The sequence below is a fragment of the Conyzicola sp. genome, from assembly GCF_046714715.1.
Lineage (GTDB): Bacteria > Actinomycetota > Actinomycetes > Actinomycetales > Microbacteriaceae > Conyzicola.
The window spans coordinates 1-20407 of the sequence record NZ_JBKKAD010000153.1 but is presented as its reverse complement, the minus strand read 5'-3'; the positions used below and the strand labels follow the sequence as shown (position 1 = coordinate 20407).

Genomic DNA, 20407 nt, shown 5'->3' with positions numbered 1-20407 from the left:
CCTCACAACTCCACAGTTCCAGACAGCAGCAGATACAAAACGGCCATCCTTATCGACACCCCGTTGGCCACCTGCTCCAGCACCGTCGACTGCGCGGAGTCGGCGGCCTTCGACGAGATTTCCAGTCCGCGGTTCATCGGCCCGGGGTGCATAACCAGACTAGCCGCAGGCAGGTGGGCGAGCCTCGCGTCGTCGAGGCCCCATTGGCGCGCGTACTCTCGGGCGTTCGGGAAGAACGCGGCGTTCATGCGCTCGCCCTGGATGCGCAGCATCATCACCACGTCGGGCTTCGTCGCGATGGCCGCGTCGAGGTCGTAGCCGACCGTGACAGGCCAGCCCTCGATGCCGAGCGGCACGAGCGTCGCCGGCGCGACGAGGTGCACGCGCGCGCCGAGCGCCGTGAGCAGCCAGACGTTGGACCTGGCCACCCGGGAGTGCAGGATGTCGCCGACGATCGTGACGCTGACTCCGTCGAGGTCGCGGCCGCGCGCGGCGGCGCCGTGGAGGCGTCGTCGGATGGTGAACGCGTCGAGCAGCGCCTGGGTGGGGTGCTCGTGGGTTCCGTCGCCCGCGTTGACGATTCCGGCGTCGATCCAGCCGCTCTGGGCGAGCACGCTCGGTGCGCCGGAGGCCGGATGGCGAACGACGACGGCGTCGGCTCCCATGGCGGCCAGGGTCTGGGCTGTGTCTTTCAGGCTCTCGCCCTTCGAGACGCTCGATCCCTTCGCGGCGAAATTGATGACATCCGCGCTGAGGCGTTTGGCCGCGGCCTCGAACGAGATGCGCGTGCGGGTGGAGTCTTCGAAGAAGAGGTTCACGACCGTCTTGCCGCGCAGGGCGGGCAGCTTCTTGACCTCGCGGCCGGCGACGTCTGCCATGTCTTCGGCGACATCGAGGATCGCGACGGCCTCGTCGCGCCCGAGGTCTTTGGTGGAGAGCAGGTGGCGCATGGTCACTCCCCCTCGATCGTGATCTCGTCGACGCCGTCGACCTCGACGAGACGCACGTTGATGCGCTCGCTCGCCGCGGTCGGCAGGTTCTTTCCCACGAAGTCGGCGCGGATGGGCAGCTCGCGGTGGCCCCGGTCGACGAGAGCGGCGAGGCGCACGGCGCGCGGCCGGCCGATGTCGTTGAGGGCGTCGAGCGCGGCGCGGATGGTGCGGCCCGAGTAGAGCACGTCGTCGACGAGCACGACGGTCTTGCCGTCGATGCCGCCCGCGGGGATCTGCGTGGGACGCGGCGCGCGGGTCGGGTTCTTCGCGAGGTCGTCGCGGTACATCGTGACGTCGAGGAAGCCCACTGTGCCGGTACCCGGCTCGATCGAATCGAGAATCTCGCCGATGCGGCGGGCGAGAACCACGCCGCGGGTCGGGATGCCCAGGAGGACGAGGTCGCTGGCTCCGCGATTGGACTCCAGGATCTCGTGGGAGATGCGGGTCAACGCTCGGGTGATGTCAGCCGATTGCAGCACGAGGCGTGCAGTCATTCTGACCTCCTTCCCCGCCTCTCTGGACGGAATTTAAAGGAAATCTGTTTCGACAACTATAGCGGTGCGTTCTGCGCCGATCGCGCGCGGCTGTCGGCGGTGAGATGCCCCGAGCACAGTCCGGCGAGGATCGACCCGGCGGTGCCGGCGGCCAGGTCGCCGATCGTGTCGTTGTAGGCGACGAAGATGGTGGGGTCGACGAAGTTGTGCCCCGCCCACTCGGCCAGCTCCCACACCACGGCGGCGCTCATGCCGAAGGCGGTGGTGAACACCGTGCCCTGCGCGCGCGTGGTGTCGGCGGGAACTACGAGCAGGCGCTGGGCGATCACGAACAGCGCCGCGGCGATCAGTCCGGTCGCGGCGAAGTGCACCACGAGGTCCCAGCCGCCGATCGAACCGTACAGGTCGAGCACGCTGCTCCACGACGCGGTGATGAGCGTCACGCCGAGGGCGATGTCGAACGCGGGTCGCAGGCCGAGAAACCGGGAGGCGTAGACCCCGAGCAGCGAAAGCGCGCTCACCCAGAAGGCGACCGGTCCCCACCCGACGCCGGCGGCGACGACACCCGCGGTTCCGATCACCCGCACGCCGTCGGCGGCCCATTCGGCGGGCCCCCGCGGCGGGCGCAGGAAGTTCTCGATCACCGTACGAGCCTAAACGCCGCGCGGGCGAGCCGCGGAGGGGGGGTCGACCACGACACCGCCCGTTCACCCGCTCAGGCTTCACTAGGGCCGGTCATGGAAATCCGTCAACTCGAGGCCTTCCGCGCTATCGCCGAAGAACTGCACTTCGGCCGAGCCGCGCAGAAGCTGTACCTGTCACAACCGTCGATCAGCCAACTGCTGCAGAAGCTCGAGGCCGAACTCGGCGTGCTGCTCGTCTTCCGCAATTCGAGGCTGGTGCAGCTCACCCCCGCGGGCGCCGTCTTCCTCACCGAGACGGAGCGCATCTTCGCCGCCATCGACCGCGGCGTGCACCTCGCGCGCCACGCGGCGGAAGCGGGCCGTGGATCGGTGCGGGTGGCCACCAACTACCCGGCGAGCCGGTTGCTGCTGCTGCCCCTGCTCGAGCGCCTGCGCACCGTGGGCTCCGACATCGGCACGACCCTGCGTGAGATGGGTTCGCCGAGCCAGCTCGCGGCCCTCGTGCGGGGCGAACTCGACGTGGGGCTCGTCTACGGACCGGTCGACGAGCCGGGCATCGCGAGCGCCCACCTGCTCGACCTGCCGGTGGTCGCCCTCGTGCGCGCGGGCCACCCCCTCGCGCACCGCGAGCATCTCGCGATGCGTGACGTGCTCGACTATCCGTACCTCACCGGCCATCTCGGTGGGAGCCGGTCGATCGAGAAGCGGGTGCTCGAGCACGCGGCGAGCCACGGTGTCACGCTCGCCGCCGCATCCGACACCTCGGATCTCGCGAGCCACCAGCTGGTTCTCGAAACGACGGACACCATCGGATTCTCCTCGCTGACCCGCGGACAGCAGAGTGAGGCGAACGGGCTGCGGATGCTGCGGCTGCAGCCGCCCGAACCGATGCTGAGCATCCACGTGGCCTGGAGCGATGCCACGGATGAACCTTTGGTGAACGCCGTGGTGAACCACCTGCGCGAGCTTGCCGCGGAGCTCGGCGACCCCGCATAGTGCCCGGTTTCACCGATTGCGGAGGCCAATCGAGCGTTCGCGAATCGCTCATTGTCGACGCGCCGCGCGGCCGCGCAGCATGGTCAGCGACAGCACCGCCTCCCGGCGGCGACCTCGACGAAAGCGACACATGCACCTCACTCCCCTCGGCTGCCTGGCGGGCATGCCGCTGAACGGCCAGGCCAGCTCCGGCTACCTCGTCGACTCCCCCGACCAGATGATCATGCTCGACGCCGGCCCGGGCACCGCGCTGGCGCTCAGCCGACACCTCGCCGACCGCCGGCTCGACGCGGTCTTCGTCAGCCACCAGCACACCGACCACCTCTACGACCTGTTGCCGATCGGCAAGATGCTGCTCGCGCTGCGGTTGACCCGCGACCCGCGCACCCTCGCCCTCGCCGTCGACGAGTCGGTGGCCCGCGTGCCGCTCTTCCTGCCGGTCGGCGCGCTCGCGGCGCTGCGCATCCTCGCCGCCCTCTTCCCGGTGACGACACACCCCCTGCTCGACCGCGCCTTCGACCTGGCGTTCGACGTGCACGAGTACGAACCGTCGGAGACCGTGCAGGTGGGTGACACCTCGCTGCGCTTCGAGCTGCTCGAGCACGTCTCGCCGAACTGCGGCGTGCGCATCGAGCGCGATGACGCGAGCCTCGTCTACACCGGGGACACGGGCGTCACCGACGCGCTGCCGCTGCTGGCCACCGGAGCGGGAACGCTGCTCGCCGAGAGCACCCTGCGCGAGTCCGACGTGTCGGGGCACGGGCACCTCAGCTCGGCCGACGCCGGGCGGGCGGCCGCCGACGCCGGCGTCGCCGAACTGATTCTCACCCACTTCTCGAGCACGCAGAACGCCGACCTCGAGTGGCATCGCGCCGCGGCATCCGCCCAGTTCTCCGGACCCGTGCGCATCGCACGTCCGGAGCAGACCTTCACCGTCCAGTCCCCCACCGCACCCCTGAGAAAGGCCACAGCATGATTCGCTCCACCCGCCCCCTCATCGCGACCGTCGCCTTCGGAGCCGTGCTCGCCCTGAGCTCGTGCGCCGCGACCGAGCCCGCCGAGTCCGAACCCGGCGCCGAGACCACCATCACCTTCAGCTCCTACAGCTACGGAACCCAGGGCGCCGCCGGCGAGGGCATGCAGACCCTGCTCGACGCCTTCGCGGCCGAGCACCCCGAGATCACGGTGCTGCCGGAGGCCGTGCCCGTCGCTGACGCGCTGACGAAGACCAAGGCCGCCGTCGCCGCGGGCTCGCCGCCCGACGTGCAACAGCTCGGCTACAGCAAGATGGCCGAGGCGTTCGCGACCCTGCCGGTGCAGTCCATCCAGGACATCGCCGGCGACGAGTGGGACGCCCATGTCGAGGGCATTGCCGCCGGGCTGGTCAGCACCGGTGCCGACGACAACACGGTGAAGGCGCTGCCGTTCACGGTCTCCATCCCCACGGTGTTCTACAACGCCGACCTCTTCCGCGAGGCCGGGCTCGATCCCGAGACGCCGCCGACCACGATCGACGAGGTCGCCGAGGCGGCCGAGGCCATCACCGCCGCCGGCCACAACGGCGTCTACTTCGGCCTGCTCGACCAGGGCAAGAGCGACTACCTCACCCAGTCGGTGATGGACAGCGCGGGTGGCAAGACCGTGGACGACGACGGCACGGTCGTGCTCGACTCGGCCAAGGCGGTCGCCGGCATCCAGAAGATTCAGGACCTCACGACCGAGGGCCTGCAGCCGGCCGTCGGCATCGACGACGCGGTCGCGGCCTTCTCGACGGGCGACCTCGGCATGTTCGTGTCGACCACGGCGCTGATGAGCAACCTGCAGGCCGGTGCGTCCGACAAGTTCGAGCTGCGCACCGCCGGATTCCCGAGCTTCGACAGCAAGCCCGCACGGCCGACCCACTCGGGCGCCGGTCTCATCGTGCTCGCAGACGACGAGGCGAAGCAGAAGGCGGCGTGGGAGTTCGTGAAGTTCATGACGAGCGAACAGGGCTACACGATGATCACCGAGGAGATGGGCTACCTGCCGCTGCGGGCCAACCTCGCGACCGACGAGAAGTTCCTCGCCGGATACTTCGCCGAGAACACCCTGCTGCTGCCGCCGCTCGAGCAGCTGGAGAACGTGACGCCGTACCGCTCGTTCGCGGGCGCCAAGTCGAACCAGGCGACCGTCATGCTTCAGGATGACGCGATCTCGCCGATCATCCTGCGGGGGGCCGACACGCAGAAGACGCTGAGCGAGGTCGCGGACCGCATCCGCGAGCTCGTCGAATCCGAGTGACCACGGTCACCGGTTCGTCGCGGGGCGTCCTCACGGGCGCCCCGCGGCCGCTGACCCCCGCCCTCCGCCCCTGGGTCTACCTGTCTCCGCTGCTCGTGGCGCTCGGGGTCTGGATCTACGGGCCGGCGCTCTTCACCCTCGCGCTCTCGGTGCTCGACTGGAACCTCACTACCCCTCCGACCGGCTTCGTCGGCGCCGACAACTTCGCCCGCCTGTTCCGCAGCGCCGACTTCTGGCAGGCGCTCGGCCAGACGCTGCTCTACGCGGCCGCCCTGCTCCCCTTCTCGACGGTCGTGCCGCTGCTGCTGGCCATCATGCTGTGGCAGCGACCCGGCCGAGCGAGTACCGCCTACCGGTCGCTGCTGTTCCTGCCCGTGATGATGGCCCCGGTCGCCGTCGCGGTCTCCTGGAAGTTCATGCTGAACCCGCTGCTCGGGCTCGCCAACGAGGTCGTCGGCTGGTTCGGTGTGCCGCCGGTCAACTGGCTCGGCGACCCGTCGACGGCCCTGCTCGTGATCGTCGCCGTCACCGCCGCCAAGGTCACGGCCTTCAACATGCTGCTCTACAGCGCCGCCCTCTCCGGCCTCGACCGGCGCACGATCGAGGCGGCCCGGCTCGAGGGCGCGACGTCGTGGGAGATCACCCGCTTCATCGTCGCGCCCCAGCTCGTCGGCACGACGGTACTGCTCGGCACGCTCAGTATCGTGCTCGCCGGCCAGTGGGTCTTCACCAACGTCACCGTGCTCACCCAGGGTGGGCCCGACGGTGTCACCGACAACATCTACTACCGCATCTACACCCTCGGGTTCTCGTTCTTCGAGACCGGCACGGCCTCCGCCGCCGCCGTGGTGGTGCTGGTGGTCTTCGCCGTGGCAGGCCTCGCCTGGCGCGTCATCCGGAGGTTCAATGTCTGACCGTCCCCTGCGGCGCATGGCGCCCGTGCTATGGCACGCGACGCTCATCGCCGTCGTGATCGCCATGGTGTTCCCCGTGCTGTGGGCCCTGCTGACCTCCTTCAAACCGGCGGGCGACATCTACAGCCTCACGCCGTTCTCGGCCGAGCCCACCCTCGAGAACTACGCGCGGGTCTTCGCCGACTGGCCGGTGCTGACGCTTCTCGGCAACACCTTCGTGATGGCGGCAGGAGTGGCCGTCGGCCAGATCGTCATCGCGGTGCTCGGGGCCTACGCGCTCGTGCACTTCTCCCAGCGCGCCCGTGGGCCCATCCTCGTGCTCGTCACGATCTCGCTCGCGATCCCGCCGCAGGCGCTGATCATTCCGCAGTTCCTGATGACGGCGCGGCTCGGCTGGCTGAACACCGACGCGGGGCTCATCGTTCCGCAGCTGGGAACCTGTGCGCTCGCCGTGTTGCTGCTGGTGCAGCACGTCGACGCGCTGCCGCGGACGCTCACGAACGCGGCCCGGCTCGACGGCGCACGGCCGTTCGAGGTGCTCTGGCACATCGTCCTGCCCGGACTTCGGCCGGCCATCGCCGCCGTCGCCATCCTCGTGTTCATCACGACCTGGAACGAATACCTCTGGCCGCTGCTGGTCGCCCCGAAACCCGAGGACACCACCGTGCAGATCGGGCTGACCCAGTTCCAGACCGCCGAGGGCAACGACTTCGGCGGCCTGCTCGCCGCCGCCACCCTCACCAGCATCCCGATCGTCGTCGTCTACCTCTTCGCTTCGCGTCGCATCACCGACGCCTTCCTCCAGTCAGGAATCAAATGACCACCACCGCCCCCCGCCGCACGGGCTCGGCCGACCTCCGGCTCACCGCACTCACCAAGAGCTACGGACACACCGTCGCGCTGGACGCCATCGACCTGCACATCCCCGCGGGCTCGCTCACCGTCATCGTCGGACCATCGGGCTGCGGAAAGTCGACCATCCTGCGCGTGCTCTCCGGCCTCGAACCCGCGACGAGCGGCGATGTCTACTTCGATGACGTCGCGGTCACCACCCAGGCGGCGGGAGACCGCGACGTCGCCATGGTCTTCCAGGACTACGCGCTCTACCCGCACATGACGGTGGAGCAGAACATCTCGTTCCGGCTGAGGCTGCAGGCCAGGCACGATCGCCGCAACGGACCGTCGCGCGCGTCGATCGCGATGCAGGTTCAGGATGTCGCGGGGCTGCTCGGTCTCGAGGCGCTGTTACTGCGCAAGCCGGCACAGCTCAGCGGAGGGCAGCGGCAGCGGGTCGCTCTCGCCCGCGCCATCGTGCACCGCCCGCAGGTGCTGCTGCTCGACGAGCCGCTCTCCGCCCTCGACGCCCAGCTGCGCGCGTCGGCGCGGGCCGAACTGCTGCGCCTGCACCGCGAGATCGAGTCGACCATGGTGCTCGTCACGCACGACCAGCACGAGGCGCTCTCCATGGCCACCCACCTCGTGGTCATGGACAAGGGCCGGGTGGCGCAGAGCGGCACGGCCGAAGAGCTGTTCCGCGCCCCCGGCAGCGAGTTCGTCGCGGCGTTCGTCGGCACGCCGGCCATGAACTTCACCACCAGGGCGGGTCGGCGCATCGGCTGGCGCGCGACCGACGCGCGCGAGCTCGCCGACGGTCAGGCGCCGGGCCCGGGACTGGTCGTCGAGGGGGTCGTCGACGTCGTCGAATTCACCGGCGACAGCCGTCAGGTGCTCTGCCGTGCCGACGACACCACGTTCACCATCGTGCAACGCGACGGCGAACCGGCCCCGCGCTCGGGCGACGTCGTGCGCGCCGAGATCGCCGGGACGCAGCTCCACCACTTCGACCGGGACGGAAACCGCGAGCGTGCCTGACTCCCAGCCCATCACCGTCGTCTGGTGCGACTTCGGCGGCGTGCTCACTCCCGCGCTCGGCAACGCCATGCAGGAGGTCTCGTCGGCCAGCGGCGTGGCCTGGCCCGACCTCTGGGCGGCGGCGCAGGCCGTGGCACGCGAGTTCGGGCTCTCGGGCCTGCAACCGCTGGAGCTCGGCCGCGTCAGCCAGGCGGCGTGGGGAGCCCGGGTCTCGGCCGCGCTGCCCGCCGGCACGGTCTCGGCGGTCGACCTCGGCGACTGGGGCGACTACTGGTACCGCAACCGCCCGGTGAACACCGAGCTCATCGCCGAGCTGGAGCGTATCTCGTCGGCGGGCGTCGCCGTCGGCATGCTCACGAACAGCGTTCTCGAGTGGGAACCGCATCGCGCGCGGATGCTCGCGGGAGTGGGGGTCTTCGCGGCGCACGTGCGCTCGCACGAGATCGATCTCGCCAAACCCGACCCGCGCATCTTCGAGTACGCCGACCGGCTGCTCCCTCCCCGCGAAGGGCTCGGGCTGCTGATCGACGATCTCGCGCCGAACTGCGCCGCGGCCGAGCGACACGGGTGGGTCGGCCTGCAGCACGTCGATACCGCTGAGACGATCGCCCGGCTGCGCGCGCTCGTCTAAGCGGGGGCGTGCATCCGCAGCACGGCTTGAACCGGCTCGTGGTCGGAGGGCGCGGCGCCCTCGAAGCGCGCCGTGTTGATGCCCATCGCCTTCACCTCGATGCCGCCCTTGACGAGCAGCCAGTCGATGCGCTTGCCGCCGACCTTCGGCGGGTGGTAGTTCGAGAAGGTCGTGTAGTCGTCAGAAAGCCGGCGGTCGGGAATCAGCCACGCATCGACCAGGCCGGCGTTGTACATCAGCTCGCGGTAGGGCGCCGAGTCGACGTCGGCGTTCGCGTCGCCGGTGACGACGACGGGAGAGGTGCCCTGCCGGATCAGCCGGGTCAGCATCCGCGCCGACTGCAGTCTGGAGGCCGCCGACAGGTGGTCGAAGTGGGTGTTGAAGGCCCGGAAGACCACGCCCGTCGCGAGGTCGCGGAACTCCGCCTCGACGACGGCGCGGGGAACCCTGTTGCCCCACGACCGCGAGCCGGGCACGAGCGGCGTGTTCGACAGCGCGAACTGCTTCCAGTCGACCAGCTCGAGCCGGGCGGCGTCGTAGAAGATCGGGCTGGCCTCGCCCTCACGGTTGGCGTTGCGCCCGTGGCCGACACGCGCGTACGACGCGCCGAGACACTCGCCCACGAACCGCGACTGGTCGAGCAGCGCCTCCTGCACGCCGAGCAGCGAGGGCTGTTCCGCCGTGAGCAGCGCCGCGATCAGGTGCTTGCGGCCGGACCACGCGTCCCGGCTGCGTCGCGGCAGCCGCGGCATCCGTCGTCTGATGTTGTAGCTCATGACGTGCAGGTCGGGAGGAGCGATGGGCCCGATGAACGTCATGGCCCAAGGCTATGCCGAGCCCGCCGAACCGGGCGGAGGCTAGGCGCGGGTCTGCGCGATGCGTCCAAGCAGGCCGTTGATGAAGCCGGCCGAGTCCTCGGTGGAGAGCACCGCGGCGGCCTCCACGGCCTCGGAGATCGCGACGCCGTCGGGTATCTGCTCGTTGAAAAGCAGCTCCCAGATGCCGATGCGCACGATGGCGCGGTCGACGGCGGGCATGCGGTTGATCGTCCAGCCCTGGGCGTAGGTCTCGATCAGTTCGTCGATCTCGTCGCCGTGCTCGGTGATACCGACCACGATCTCGCGGGCGTAGGGCCACGACGAGCCGCGCTTGGGGTCGGCGTCGGCGCGGGCCTGCTCCGCCGCGAGGGCGGTGTTGATCGACTCTTCGCGAACGTCTGCCCCGTAGAGCAGGTCGAGGGCGCGCTTACGCGCTTTGGTACGGGCACTCATGCTGGTGGCGCCTACTCGGAGACGCGGCCGAGGTAGCCGCCGTCGCGCGTGTCGACCTTGACCTTGGTGCCGATGTCGAGGAACAGGGGAACCTGGATCTCGTAGCCGGTCTCGACGGTGGCCGGCTTGGTGCCGCCGGTCGAACGGTCGCCCTGCAGGCCGGGCTCGGTGTAGGTGATCTCGAGCGTGACCGACGCGGGCAGCTCGACGTAGAGCGGCGCCTCGTTGTGCAGAGCGATCGTGACGTTCTGGTTCTCGAGCATGAAGTTGACGGCGTCGCCGACTTGCGCGGCCGAGAGGGTGATCTGGTCGTAGTTACCCAGGTCCATGAACACGAAGTTCTCGCCGTCGGCGTAGAGGTACTGGTAGTCGGCACGGTCGACGACCTCGGTCTCGATCTTCGCTCCGGCGTTGAACGTGCGGTCGACGACCTTGCCGCTCATGACGTTCTTGACCTTGGTGCGCACGAAGGCGCCGCCCTTGCCCGGCTTCACGTGCTGGAACTCGATGACGGTCCACAGCTGGCCATCCATGTTGAGAACGACGCCGTTCTTGATGTCAGAGGTAGAAGCCATGCGAAAACATTCCGTTCAGGTAGGGAGAAGTTGCAGGTTGAGTAGGTCGCTCAGCGACCGTATCGAAACCGAAGACTGATTCTACCGGTTCAGCTCTTGATCCGAGCAATGGCGCCCAGCGCGAGCAGGTAGGAGTCGAATCCGAAGCCCGCGATCACGCCCGTGGCAATGCCGGAGATCACGCTGGTGTGGCGGAACTCCTCGCGGGCGTGCGGGTTCGAGATGTGCACCTCGACGAGCGGGATCCCCGCCTTGGTGACGAGGGCCGCGGCATCCCGCAGCCCGTAGGAATAGTGCGTGAACGCCGCCGGGTTCAGGATGACCGGGGTCGCCGTGTCGACGGCCTCGTGCAGCCAGCCGATGAGTGTGCCCTCGTCGTCGGTCTGGCGCAGGTCGATCGAGGTGCCGGACGGAGACTCGGCTTCGAGCAGTTTCCGCAGCGCCGGGAGGTCCTGGTCGCCGTACACGTCGGGCTCGCGCGAGCCGAGTCGACCGAGATTGGGACCGTTGAGGACCAGCACGTTGTTCACGTGCCCCAGTGTACCGAGCGCCGCGACACTCCCGACGGAGTAGGGCAGAACCATCGCGGACACGTTCCTGAAACGAAGGACGACCGCGAAACGCGCCTCGCACCGTCCTTCAGTTCAGGAACGAATTGGCGACGTTCGTCGCCGCCAGTGCTCGGCTAGACTCCGACCTCTTGGTAGGCGAGGAAGAGCATGGATTCGTCCGGTGCCTCGAGCACCGTGGGTAGTGCGATGTCGTCGAGCACGATGAAGCGCAGCATGCCCGCGCGGGTCTTCTTGTCGCGCTGCATGGTGGCGAGCAGGGTCTGCCAGCGGCCGACCGGGTAGTCGATGGGGAGGGTCAGCGACGACAGGATGCTGCGGTGGCGGTCGACCACCGCGTCGCTCAACGACCCGGTGAGCCGGGCGAGCTCCGCGGCGAAGACCATGCCGACCGAGATCGCCGCACCGTGACGCCAGCGGTAGCGTTCGGCGTGCTCGATGGCGTGTCCGAGCGTGTGCCCGTAGTTCAGGATCTCGCGCAGGCCCGACTCCTTGAAGTCGGCGCCCACCACGCGGGCCTTGAGGGCGATGGCGAGCTCGACCACGCGGCGGAACTCGGGGGTGGTCGGGTCGGTGACCCGGTCAACGTCGGCCTCGATGATGTCGAGGATCTCGGGTTCGGCGATGAACCCCGCCTTCACGATCTCGGCGAACCCCGCGAGGATCTCGTTGCGCGGGATGGTGTCCAGGGTGTCGAGGTCGACGACCACGGCGGCGGGGGCGTAGAACGAGCCGACGAGGTTCTTGCCCTCTGAGGTGTTGATGCCCGTCTTGCCGCCGATCGAGGCGTCGACCATGCCGAGCACGCTGGTCGGCACCTGGATGAGCTTCACGCCGCGCAGCCAGGTGGCGGCGACGAACCCGGCGATGTCGGTGGTCGCTCCCCCGCCGAGCCCGATGACGGCGTCGGTGCGGGTGAAGTCGGTCTGGCCCATGATCTGCCAGCAGAAGGCGGCGACCTCGACCCGCTTGGCGTCTTCGGCGTCCGGCACCTCGGCGAGCAGCACCTCGTAGCGGTCGGCCAGGCTCTCCCGCAGGGCATTCGCCTTCGCGCCGAGCGTGGGCGGGTGCACGATGAGCACCTTGGCGACCTTGGCGCCGAGCTGGTCGCCGAGCTTCGCGAGCAGGCCGCGGCCGATGATGATGTCGTAGGGGTCGAGCCCCGCGACGGTGACGGTGGTGGTGTCGGTCATTCTGACGTCTCCTGGATCCAGCCGACGATGTCGGCGGCGATGTGGTCGAGCGGCAGGCTCGACGTGTCGAAGGTGCGGTGCGCGAGCCGGTCGTAGATCGGGCGCCGCGTGTCGACGAGGGCCGACCACGCCGCGACACCGTCGACGAGCGGCCGCTTACCGCCGGTGATGCGCTGGGCGACGGCCTCGGCCGTCACGGTGAGCTGCACGACCCGGTGGCCCGCGAGGTCGCGCTGGGTGTCCTCGTCGAGCACCGCGCCGCCGCCGAGCGCGACGACCGCTCCCTCGCGCAGGGCCGCGGCGACGTGTTCGCGCTCGATCGCGCGGAAGTGCGGCTCGCCGTGGTCGGCGAACAGCGCGGCGATCGACCCGTGCTCGGCCACGATGCGCTTGTCGGTGTCGATGAACGGCACGTCGAGCAGCTTGGCGATGCGTTTGCCGAGGCGGGTCTTGCCCGCGCCGGGCGCACCGATGAGCACGATGACGGGCCGGGCCGGTGCTGCCGGGTCAGGCTCGTTCATCGTAGGTCTGCGCGGTGCGCTGCGCCGAGGGGATGGCCGCGAGGTAGGCCTCGAGGTTGCGGGCGGTCTCGGGCACCGAGTCGCCGCCGAACTTCTCGATCACCGAGTTGGCGAGCACGAGCGCGACCATGGCCTCGGCCACAACGCCCGCTGCGGGAACCGCGCACACGTCGGAACGTTGGTGGTGCGCCTCGGCGGCCTCGCCGGTCGCGACGTCGACGGTGCGCAGCGCGTGCGGCACCGTGGCGATCGGCTTCATGCCGGCGCGCACGCGCAGGACGGTTCCGGTGGACATGCCGCCCTCGGTGCCTCCCGCCTTGTCACTGAGGCGCGAGATGAGCGAGCCGTCGGTGACGAGCTCGTCGTGCGCCTGCGAACCGGGTCGGGTGGTGGTCAGGAAGCCGTCGCCGACCTCGACGCCCTTGATCGCCTGGATGCCCATGAGCGCCGCGGCCAGCTGCGAGTCGAGCCGACGGTCCCAGTGCACGTAGGAGCCGAGACCGGGCGGCACGCCGTAGGCGAGAACCTCGACGACACCGCCGAGGGTGTCGCCGTCTTTCTGGGCGCCGTCGATGAGAGAGACCATCTGGGCGGATGTCGCGGGGTCGAAGCAGCGCACGAGGTCGGCGTCGAGCGTGGCGACATCGGTCGGCGTGGGCAGGTCGGAACCCTCGGGTACCCGCACGGTGCCGATGGCGAGGGTGTGGCTCACGAGGGTGATGCCCAGTTCGCCGAGGAACTGGCGGGCCACGGCGCCGAGGGCGACGCGCGCCGCGGTCTCGCGGGCGCTCGCCCGCTCGAGCACGTTGCGTGCCTCGTCGAAACCGTACTTCTGCATGCCCACGAGGTCGGCGTGACCGGGGCGCGGACGGGTGAGGGGCGCGCCCCGACCCTTCGGCAGGCTCTCGACATCCACGGGTGACGCGCTCATCACGTCGACCCAGCGCGGCCACTCGGTGTTGCCGATGCGGATGGCGATCGGGCTGCCCATTGTCGCGCCGAATCGCACGCCGCTCGAGATCGTGAGCTCGTCTTCCTCGAACTTCATGCGCGCGCCGCGGCCGTAGCCGAGTTTGCGTCTGGCCAGATCGGCACGGATGTCGTCGAGACTCACGGGGACGCCAGCGGGCAGGCCCTCCATGATCGCGATCAATTCCGGGCCGTGGGATTCACCTGCGGTCAACCAACGAAGCATAGGAGAATCCTCCCACACCCCGCGGGTCGAGCCTGATCCCGTGGGTCGAGCTTGTCGAGACCTAGCCCGCGACAGCCGCGCGCATGGCAGCCAGCACGTCCGCTTCACCCGGCAACGTGGCATCCGGGGCACCGTTCACGAAGACCCTGATCTGCGCGACGGCCTGGTGCAGCAGCATCTCGAGTCCCGAGATGACCGTTCCGCCCGCGGTCAGCCACGACGCGGCGAGTTCCGACGGCCACGGGTCGTAGGCGACGTCGAAGAGAACGGATGTCGCGCGGATCTGTTCGGCTAAGGCGAGGCCATGCGCACCGTGGCCGGGAATCGTGCTGACGACGGCGTCCGGCGGGCTCGACGGGCGGTCGGCCGCGTCGAACCGCCGAACGGCGACGTCGACGCCGACCCGCTCGCCGAGGGTCACCAGGTCGGCGGCCTTGGCCGGCGTGCGCACGGAGACGATGGCGCGCGACGCACCCAGCTCGCTCGCCGCGACGAGCACGGACGCCGCGGTCGCACCGCCGCCGAGGATCTCGACCATGTCGAGGTGCTCGACGCCGGCCTCGCGGAACGCCTCGGTGACGCCGTAGACGTCGGTGTTGTAGCCGCGCGTCTCGAGCGCGTCCGACGACCGGTCGAAGAGCACGGTGTTGGCGGCGCGAGTGAGGGTGGCCGTGTCATCCGCCCAGTCCAACAGCGCGAGAACGTCGCGCTTGAGCGGCATCGTGAGCGACAGACCGCGCCACGACGCGTCGCGGCTCGCCACGAAGTCGCTAAGCGCCGACTCCGCCACGTCGACGGCGTCGTAGTGCCAGTCGAGGCCGAGCGCGCGGTAGGCGGCGGCGTGCAGCAGGGGCGACTTGGAGTGCGCGATCGGCGAGCCGAGAACGGCGAGCCGGGTCACCCGCCGGTGTCCCAGTCGGGGTTGTCGCGCACCCACTGCTGCCAGACCTTGACCGCTGCCTCGTGTTCGGCGGCCGAGGTGGAGAACACGGTCTCGCCCGTCTCGCCGTTGACGAGCACGAAGAAGAGCCACGGGCCGTCGACGGGGTTGAGTGCCGCCTGCACCGCTGCGTCGCCGGGTGCCGAGATGGGCCCGACCGGCAATCCGGGGTTGGCGTAGGTGTTGTACGGGTTCGACGCGTCGGCGCGTTCCTCGTCTTCGGTGAAGATCGACCCGTTGCCCGTGCCGTAGCTCACCGTGGCGTCGGACTGCAGGTTCATGCCGATCTCGAGGCGGTTCTGGAAGACGCGGGCGACCTTCGGGAAGTCGGTGGCCGGGCCGCCCTCCTTCTGGATGAGCCCCGCCATCGTCAGCACGCGGTGGCGGTCGGCGACCGCGACGCCCGCCGCGTCGAGGCGGGTGAACGTCTCGTTGACCAGTCGCTGGAGGATGTCGTGAGCCGTCTGGTCGGGCTGGAACTCGTAGGTGGCCGGGAACAGGTAGCCCTCGAGGCTCGGGGCCTCGGCCGGGAGACCGAAGCTTGCGAGGTCGGTCGACGCGGCCTGGAATTCCTCGAGCGGGATGCCGGTGCCCTCGGCGAGGTTCTCGAGCGCCGTGGGCAGCGTGGTTCCCTCGATGATGAGGGCGGACGACACGACGTGGTTCGCGGGATCCTGCAGGGCGGTGAGTGCGGCCCGCGCGCTCATCTCCTTCTGCAGCGTGTAGGTGCCCGGCATGAACGTGGGCTCTTCGGCGACGAGCAGGTCGTAGAAGGCCTGGCTGGTCATGGTGACGCCGGCGTCGTGCAGCGTGTTCGCGATGTCCGAGCCGATGTCGCCGTCGGCGATGACGATGCTCACCGCTTCGCCGTTGCCCGAGCCCTCGTAGTCGATGGGCAGCTGCCAGCCGAGCGCTTCGCGCACCTGCGGCTCGAAGAGGGTCCAGGCCGCGAAGGCGGCACCGCCGGCGAGCACGATCAGGGTGAGCAGTGCCCAGAGCCAGCCGAGACGGCGCTTGCGCTTCGGGATGCCACGGAACTCTCCACCGTCGCCGCGCTTGCGCTTCGGCGGCTTGCCGCCGCCGCCGGCGACGGGCTCCTGCTCGGGGCGGTCGCGCTCGCGGCCCTCGGCCTCGCGCAACTGGCGACGGGTCAGCGGCTCGGCGGCCGGCTGGGCGGCGCCGTTCGCGGGCTGGGAGGTGAAGATCTCGTCCCAGCTGGGATCGTTGGTCACTGTTGCAGTCCTTTGTCCGGGTCAACGACGACGCCAGGCGAACGCTCGCTGGAGCGCTCGAAGTCGAGGGCATGTTGCAGAATTATAACGGCGGCAACCTGATCGATGACGTGACGCGTCTGTTTCGTCGATTTTCCCGAGCTGCGCACGGCGTTCTGCGCCGACACCGTCGAGAGTCGTTCGTCGACCAGACGTACCTCGACCGAGACCAGGGCCGCGAGCCGTTCGGCGAAACCGACGGCGTCTTCGGTCGACGCCGTGCGGCGTCCGGACAGGGCGAGGGGCAACCCGACGACGATCTCGAAGGCGTCGATCTCCGCGACGAGCGCGAGGATGCGGGCGAGGTCGCCGTCACCGCGCGGCACCGTCTCGACGGGGGTCGCGAGCATGCCGTGCAGGTCGCTGCGCGCCACGCCGATGCGCACAGTGCCGACATCGATGCCGAGCCGCACTCCCGAGCGCACGCGCTAGCCCGCGACGGACGAGCTGATCGCGTCGAGGGCCGCGCCGATCGCGCTGACGTCGGAGCCGCCGCCCTGCGCGATGTCGTCTTTGCCGCCTCCGCCGCCGCCGAGAACCGCCGCGGCGAGCTTGGCCAACGCGCCGGCCTTGACGCCCTCGCCGCGCGCCGCGTCGTTGGTCGCGACGATGACCGCGGGCTTGCCGGACACGTCGGCCGCGAGAGCGACGACGGATGCCACTAGCCCAAGTCTCTCGCGCACGCTCGTCACCAGCGAACGCAGCTCGTCGCTCGAGGCGACGCTTCCCACGTTCTGTGCCACGAGCGTGACGGCGCCCACGGTGTGGCCGCTGGCCACGAGGGCCGGAACCCGCTCCGACAGCGCGGCGGCCTCGAACTGGGCAATGCGCCTCTCGGCGGCCTTGAGGCTCGCCAACAGGTCGCCCACGCGGGCGCCGAGCTGGTCGCGCGGCGTCTTCAGGTTGCTCGACAGCTCGTTGACGATGGCACGCTCGGCGGCCAGGTCGCGGAACGCCTCGTAGCCGACGAGCGACTCGATGCGGCGATTCGCAGAGCCGACCGAGGTCTCGCTCACGAGGTTGATGAGACCGATCTCCGAGGAACGCGAGACGTGGGTGCCCGCGCACAGCTCGAGCGACCACGGGCCGCCGATCTGCACGACGCGCACCGTCTCGCCGTACTTCTCGCCGAACAGCGCCATGGCGCCGAGCGACTTCGCCTCGTCGAGGTTCATGATCTTGGTGTCGACCTCGAGGTTCTCGCGCACCTTGAGGTTCGCGATCTCCTCGATCTCGCTGCGGGTCTCGGGCGAGAGTGCCTGGTTCCAGCTGAAGTCGAGCCGCATGTAGCCGGCCTTGTTGTACGAGCCGCTCTGGTGGGCTTCCTGCCCGAGTACTTGGCGCACGGCCGCGTGGATGAGGTGGGTCGCCGAGTGGGCCTGGGTCGCACCGCGGCGCCAGTCCGCGTCGACGATCGTGGTGGCGGGGGCCCCGACGGACACCTCGCCCGTCGTGACCTGTACCTTGTGGCTCGTGAGTCCCTTCACGGGACGCTGCACGTCGAGCACCTCGAGCTCGTAGCCGTTGCCGACGATGGTGCCGGCGTCGGCCTCCTGGCCGCCCGATTCCGCGTACAGGGAGGTCTCGGCGAGGATGACCTCGGCGATCTGTCCCACGCTCGCGCTCGTGACGGAAACACCGTCGACGATGAGCCCGAGGATCGTGGTCTCGCTCTGCAGGTACTCGTAGCCGGTGAACACCGTCTCGCCGAGGGCGCGGAAGTCTCCGTAGACCGACAGGTCGGCGAGCGTCGACTTCTTGCTCTTCGCGTCTGCCTTGGCCATGGTGCGCTGCTGCGTCATGAGCGCGTCGAACGCGTCGCGGTCGACGGTGAGGCCGGCCTCCCCCGCCATCTCCAGCGTGAGGTCGATGGGGAAGCCGAAGGTGTCGTGCAGCAGGAACGCGGTGTCGCTCGCGAGAGCGGGGGCGCCCTCGCTCTTGGTCTTCGCGACGGCGAGGTCGAGGATGCTCGTGCCGCTCGCGAGGGTGCGCAGGAAGGCCTCTTCCTCGGCCAGCGCGAGACGCTCGATGCGGTGGTACTCGGTCTCCACCTCGGGGTAGGCGTGCTTCATCGCGTCGCGCGACGCGGGGAACAGCTCAGCGAAACTGGGGGCGTCGACGCCGAGGAGGCGCATGGAGCGGATGGTGCGACGCATCAGACGACGCAGGATGTACCCGCGGCCCTCGTTCGACGGGGTGACGCCGTCGGACATCAGCATCAGCGACGAGCGGACGTGGTCGGCGATCACGCGCATGCGCACGTCGTCGTCGTGGTCGGCACCGTAGCGACGGCCCGACAGCTCGGCCGCACGGTCGAGCACGGGGCGCACCTGATCGGTCTCGTACATGTTCTCGACGCCCTGCTTGAGGAACGCGACGCGTTCCATGCCCATGCCGGTGTCGATGTTCTTCTTCGGCAGCTCGCCGAGGATCTCGAAGTCCTTGCCGGCACCCTCGCCGCGCAGGTACTGCATAAAGACGAGGTTCCAGATCTCGACGTAGCGGTCGTCGTCGGTCGCCGGTCCGCCGTCGCGGCCGTAGGCGGGGCCGCGGTCGAAGAAGATCTCCGAGCAGGGTCCGGCGGGACCCGGCTGTCCGGTCGACCAGTAGTTGGTGTCCATGTCGAGACGCTGGATACGCTCGTCGGGCAGCCCCGCGGTCTGCTTCCAGTACTTGATGGCCTCGTCATCGTCTTTGTAGACGGTGACCCAGAGGTCCTTCTCCTGGAAGCCGAGGCCGCCGTCGGACTCCGACGAGGTGAGCAGTTCCCAGGCGTACTCGATCGCCTGCTCCTTGAAGTAGTCACCGAAGGAGAAGTTGCCGTTCATCTGGAAGAACGTGCCGTGGCGAGGAGTTTTGCCGACTTCCTCGATGTCGAGAGTGCGGATGCACTTCTGCACGCTGGTCGCACGCGGATACGGCGCGGGCACGAGTCCGGTGAGATAGGGAACGAACGGGACCATCCCCGCAACCGTGAACAGCAGGGTCGGGTCATCACTGACCAGCGACGCGGACGGAACGATCGTGTGCCCGCGCTCGCCGAAGTAGTTCAGCCAGCGGCTCTGGATATCTGCGGTGTACATGACTGGTCCCGGGTCGATTCAACGGCCCGAGGGCCACGAAGGTGCTACCTGCTGCGTTTGAAGTCTGCGATGACGTCTTCGGCCTCGGCAACGGCGGCCCGAAGCTCGGCCTCACGCGCCTTGTAGCCGTCGACGACGGCACTGCCGAACTCGCGCGCCTTGCTGTCCACGTCGTCGAAGAACTGCTTTCCCTCGGGGGTCTTAGCCACCTGGTGTGCCACGACGAATCCAGCGACGACTCCGACAGCCAGCAGAAGTAGGCCCTTCATGTGTGCTCCTTGGGGTTTCTGGGTTGGGTAAAGACCGTCTCAGCTTAGTTCCTCGTGGAGCGCGGCTTCCTGCCGGGGCGCAGTCCAACGACGGCGGCGCGTACACCGGCAGAGAAGCCGGCGATCCGAATGAGCGGACCGCCCACGGTCGCCGCGAACAGCGCAACGAGAGCGGAGACGTTACCGGTCGCCTCCTCCACGCTGCTCGTGATCACGTCGACGCGTGCGAGCTGCTTGTTGGTCTCGCTGATGGTCGTCGTCGCCTCTGTCAGCAGCGGCGTGACGCTGTCGCTGAGCTCGCGAATGGCGGTGCTGGCCTCGTCGAAAACGCGACCGAGCTTGACCAGCGGGATCGCGAGTAGTCCCACCAGCACGGCAAAAACTCCGGCTGCGATGAGCCCAGCGATGTCTGCACCCGACATGTGTACCTCCGTTAACGTCAGAAGCGGGCCACCTTTCGGTAACCCGCTCCCAGCGTATTCGCGTTAGCGTCTTTGCGTTAGCGAGCCGCGTAGTACTCGACGACGAGCTGCACTTCGCAGGTCACCGGAACCTCGGCGCGCTTGGGATGACGCACCAGGCGGGTCTGCAGCTTGTCGATCTCCACCTCGAGGTAGCCCGGGGTCTTGGGGAGCACGTCCACGTGACCACCGGCGGCGGCGACCTGGAAGATCTCCATGCCCTCGCTCTTGGGCTT

The 20407-nt window shown here is 69.1% G+C and carries 23 protein-coding genes and 1 pseudogene; 7 read left to right on the top strand and 17 right to left on the bottom strand.

Annotated features, from left to right (window positions below; all coding sequences use genetic code 11):
* Window positions 1-2: 2 nt before the first annotated feature.
* From ACLQ6X_RS11405 to ACLQ6X_RS11395, 3 genes are read right to left on the bottom strand one after another with little or no spacing between them, the layout of a single operon-like run.
* On the bottom strand, window positions 3-950 hold the full coding sequence (locus tag ACLQ6X_RS11405) for an aspartate carbamoyltransferase catalytic subunit (protein WP_411700298.1): 948 nt from the start codon (window positions 948-950) through the stop codon (window positions 3-5).
* 2 nt (window positions 951-952) lie between these two features.
* On the bottom strand, window positions 953-1486 hold the full coding sequence (gene pyrR / locus ACLQ6X_RS11400) for a bifunctional pyr operon transcriptional regulator/uracil phosphoribosyltransferase PyrR (protein ID WP_188509453.1): 534 nt from the start codon (window positions 1484-1486) through the stop codon (window positions 953-955).
* Window positions 1487-1542: 56 nt separating this feature from the next.
* Window positions 1543-2130, bottom strand: coding sequence for a hypothetical protein (locus ACLQ6X_RS11395; RefSeq protein WP_411700281.1), 588 nt, complete (start codon window positions 2128-2130; stop codon window positions 1543-1545).
* A 93-nt stretch (window positions 2131-2223) separates the two neighbouring features.
* On the opposite strand from ACLQ6X_RS11395, the gene ACLQ6X_RS11390 reads away from it, so the two are divergent.
* The 7 genes from ACLQ6X_RS11390 (at window position 2224) to ACLQ6X_RS11360 (ending at window position 8823) form a co-directional block, all read left to right on the top strand.
* Window positions 2224-3126, top strand: coding sequence for a LysR family transcriptional regulator (locus tag ACLQ6X_RS11390; protein ID WP_411700280.1), 903 nt, complete (start codon window positions 2224-2226; stop codon window positions 3124-3126).
* A 130-nt stretch (window positions 3127-3256) separates the two neighbouring features.
* Window positions 3257-4102, top strand: coding sequence for an MBL fold metallo-hydrolase (locus ACLQ6X_RS11385; protein ID WP_411700279.1), 846 nt, complete (start codon window positions 3257-3259; stop codon window positions 4100-4102).
* Entirely contained in the window at window positions 4099-5406 is a 1308-nt protein-coding gene (locus tag ACLQ6X_RS11380) for an extracellular solute-binding protein (RefSeq protein ID WP_411700278.1), read from the top strand. Before ACLQ6X_RS11385 ends, ACLQ6X_RS11380 begins: the two co-directional genes overlap by 4 nt.
* Window positions 5403-6320 (top strand): carbohydrate ABC transporter permease, encoded by a 918-nt coding sequence (locus tag ACLQ6X_RS11375; protein ID WP_411700277.1) that lies wholly within the window; start codon window positions 5403-5405, stop codon window positions 6318-6320. Before ACLQ6X_RS11380 ends, ACLQ6X_RS11375 begins: the two co-directional genes overlap by 4 nt.
* Entirely contained in the window at window positions 6313-7140 is an 828-nt protein-coding gene (locus ACLQ6X_RS11370) for a carbohydrate ABC transporter permease (RefSeq protein ID WP_411700276.1), read from the top strand. The genes ACLQ6X_RS11375 and ACLQ6X_RS11370 overlap by 8 nt, the downstream gene beginning before the upstream one ends.
* Entirely contained in the window at window positions 7137-8192 is a 1056-nt protein-coding gene (locus ACLQ6X_RS11365; protein ID WP_411700275.1) for an ABC transporter ATP-binding protein, read from the top strand. Before ACLQ6X_RS11370 ends, ACLQ6X_RS11365 begins: the two co-directional genes overlap by 4 nt.
* On the top strand, window positions 8185-8823 hold the full coding sequence (locus tag ACLQ6X_RS11360) for a hypothetical protein (RefSeq protein WP_411700274.1): 639 nt from the start codon (window positions 8185-8187) through the stop codon (window positions 8821-8823). The genes ACLQ6X_RS11365 and ACLQ6X_RS11360 overlap by 8 nt, the downstream gene beginning before the upstream one ends.
* Here the strand turns inward: ACLQ6X_RS11360 and ACLQ6X_RS11355 are convergent.
* The 14 genes and pseudogenes from ACLQ6X_RS11355 to ACLQ6X_RS11290 form a co-directional block, all read right to left on the bottom strand.
* Window positions 8820-9641, bottom strand: coding sequence for an endonuclease/exonuclease/phosphatase family protein (locus ACLQ6X_RS11355; protein ID WP_411700273.1), 822 nt, complete (start codon window positions 9639-9641; stop codon window positions 8820-8822). The genes ACLQ6X_RS11360 and ACLQ6X_RS11355 overlap by 4 nt on opposite strands.
* A gap of 39 nt (window positions 9642-9680) precedes the next feature.
* The gene (nusB, locus tag ACLQ6X_RS11350) at window positions 9681-10094 is read right to left on the bottom strand and encodes a transcription antitermination factor NusB (protein WP_411700272.1); all 414 of its coding nucleotides are present in this window, start codon (window positions 10092-10094) and stop codon (window positions 9681-9683) included.
* A gap of 11 nt (window positions 10095-10105) precedes the next feature.
* On the bottom strand, window positions 10106-10669 hold the full coding sequence (gene efp, locus ACLQ6X_RS11345) for an elongation factor P (RefSeq protein ID WP_411700271.1): 564 nt from the start codon (window positions 10667-10669) through the stop codon (window positions 10106-10108).
* A gap of 89 nt (window positions 10670-10758) precedes the next feature.
* Window positions 10759-11199, bottom strand: coding sequence for a type II 3-dehydroquinate dehydratase (locus tag ACLQ6X_RS11340; RefSeq protein WP_411700270.1), 441 nt, complete (start codon window positions 11197-11199; stop codon window positions 10759-10761).
* Window positions 11200-11354: 155 nt separating this feature from the next.
* Window positions 11355-12431, bottom strand: a complete 1077-nt coding sequence (gene aroB, locus ACLQ6X_RS11335; RefSeq protein WP_411700269.1) for a 3-dehydroquinate synthase — start codon at window positions 12429-12431, stop codon at window positions 11355-11357.
* Complete coding sequence (locus ACLQ6X_RS11330) at window positions 12428-12952, bottom strand: shikimate kinase (protein ID WP_411700268.1); 525 nt, start codon at window positions 12950-12952, stop codon at window positions 12428-12430. The genes aroB and ACLQ6X_RS11330 overlap by 4 nt, the downstream gene beginning before the upstream one ends.
* Window positions 12939-14147 (bottom strand): chorismate synthase, encoded by a 1209-nt coding sequence (aroC, locus tag ACLQ6X_RS11325; RefSeq protein WP_411700267.1) that lies wholly within the window; start codon window positions 14145-14147, stop codon window positions 12939-12941. Before aroC ends, ACLQ6X_RS11330 begins: the two co-directional genes overlap by 14 nt.
* Before the next feature lie 61 nt (window positions 14148-14208).
* Window positions 14209-15048 carry a shikimate dehydrogenase gene (locus ACLQ6X_RS11320; RefSeq protein ID WP_411700266.1) on the bottom strand — a complete coding sequence of 280 codons (840 nt, stop codon included), beginning with the start codon at window positions 15046-15048 and terminating at the stop codon, window positions 14209-14211.
* The gene (mltG, locus tag ACLQ6X_RS11315; RefSeq protein ID WP_411700265.1) at window positions 15045-16319 is read right to left on the bottom strand and encodes an endolytic transglycosylase MltG; all 1275 of its coding nucleotides are present in this window, start codon (window positions 16317-16319) and stop codon (window positions 15045-15047) included. Before mltG ends, ACLQ6X_RS11320 begins: the two co-directional genes overlap by 4 nt.
* Window positions 16316-16783, bottom strand: coding sequence for a Holliday junction resolvase RuvX (gene ruvX / locus ACLQ6X_RS11310; protein ID WP_411700264.1), 468 nt, complete (start codon window positions 16781-16783; stop codon window positions 16316-16318). The genes mltG and ruvX overlap by 4 nt, the downstream gene beginning before the upstream one ends.
* 3 nt (window positions 16784-16786) lie before the next feature.
* Window positions 16787-19441: an alanine--tRNA ligase gene (gene alaS, locus ACLQ6X_RS11305; RefSeq protein WP_411700263.1), complete on the bottom strand. Its 2655-nt coding sequence runs from the start codon at window positions 19439-19441 to the stop codon at window positions 16787-16789.
* A gap of 44 nt (window positions 19442-19485) precedes the next feature.
* Window positions 19486-19710 carry a hypothetical protein gene (locus ACLQ6X_RS11300; RefSeq protein WP_411700262.1) on the bottom strand — a complete coding sequence of 75 codons (225 nt, stop codon included), beginning with the start codon at window positions 19708-19710 and terminating at the stop codon, window positions 19486-19488.
* A gap of 44 nt (window positions 19711-19754) precedes the next feature.
* Complete coding sequence (locus ACLQ6X_RS11295) at window positions 19755-20132, bottom strand: DUF948 domain-containing protein (protein ID WP_411700261.1); 378 nt, start codon at window positions 20130-20132, stop codon at window positions 19755-19757.
* Between the two features lie 77 nt (window positions 20133-20209).
* Window positions 20210-20407 (bottom strand): annotated as a pseudogene (locus ACLQ6X_RS11290) (30S ribosomal protein S4); the annotation flags it as partial.

Bases quoted from the DNA above. Each gene is read 5' to 3' on its own strand.
- ACLQ6X_RS11405 (WP_411700298.1), bottom strand. From the start codon at position 950: ATGCGCCACCTGCTCTCCACCAAAGACCTCGGGCGCGACGAGGCCGTC.
- pyrR (WP_188509453.1), bottom strand. From the start codon at position 1,486: ATGACTGCACGCCTCGTGCTGCAATCGGCTGACATCACCCGAGCGTTG.
- ACLQ6X_RS11390 (WP_411700280.1), top strand. From the start codon at position 2,224: ATGGAAATCCGTCAACTCGAGGCCTTCCGCGCTATCGCCGAAGAACTG.
- ACLQ6X_RS11385 (WP_411700279.1), top strand. From the start codon at position 3,257: ATGCACCTCACTCCCCTCGGCTGCCTGGCGGGCATGCCGCTGAACGGC.
- ACLQ6X_RS11380 (WP_411700278.1), top strand. From the start codon at position 4,099: ATGATTCGCTCCACCCGCCCCCTCATCGCGACCGTCGCCTTCGGAGCC.
- ACLQ6X_RS11370 (WP_411700276.1), top strand. From the start codon at position 6,313: ATGTCTGACCGTCCCCTGCGGCGCATGGCGCCCGTGCTATGGCACGCG.
- ACLQ6X_RS11365 (WP_411700275.1), top strand. From the start codon at position 7,137: ATGACCACCACCGCCCCCCGCCGCACGGGCTCGGCCGACCTCCGGCTC.
- ACLQ6X_RS11355 (WP_411700273.1), bottom strand. From the start codon at position 9,641: ATGACGTTCATCGGGCCCATCGCTCCTCCCGACCTGCACGTCATGAGC.
- nusB (WP_411700272.1), bottom strand. From the start codon at position 10,094: ATGAGTGCCCGTACCAAAGCGCGTAAGCGCGCCCTCGACCTGCTCTAC.
- efp (WP_411700271.1), bottom strand. From the start codon at position 10,669: ATGGCTTCTACCTCTGACATCAAGAACGGCGTCGTTCTCAACATGGAT.
- aroB (WP_411700269.1), bottom strand. From the start codon at position 12,431: ATGACCGACACCACCACCGTCACCGTCGCGGGGCTCGACCCCTACGAC.
- ACLQ6X_RS11330 (WP_411700268.1), bottom strand. From the start codon at position 12,952: ATGAACGAGCCTGACCCGGCAGCACCGGCCCGGCCCGTCATCGTGCTC.
- aroC (WP_411700267.1), bottom strand. From the start codon at position 14,147: ATGCTTCGTTGGTTGACCGCAGGTGAATCCCACGGCCCGGAATTGATC.
- alaS (WP_411700263.1), bottom strand. From the start codon at position 19,441: ATGTACACCGCAGATATCCAGAGCCGCTGGCTGAACTACTTCGGCGAG.
- ACLQ6X_RS11300 (WP_411700262.1), bottom strand. From the start codon at position 19,710: ATGAAGGGCCTACTTCTGCTGGCTGTCGGAGTCGTCGCTGGATTCGTC.
- ACLQ6X_RS11295 (WP_411700261.1), bottom strand. From the start codon at position 20,132: ATGTCGGGTGCAGACATCGCTGGGCTCATCGCAGCCGGAGTTTTTGCC.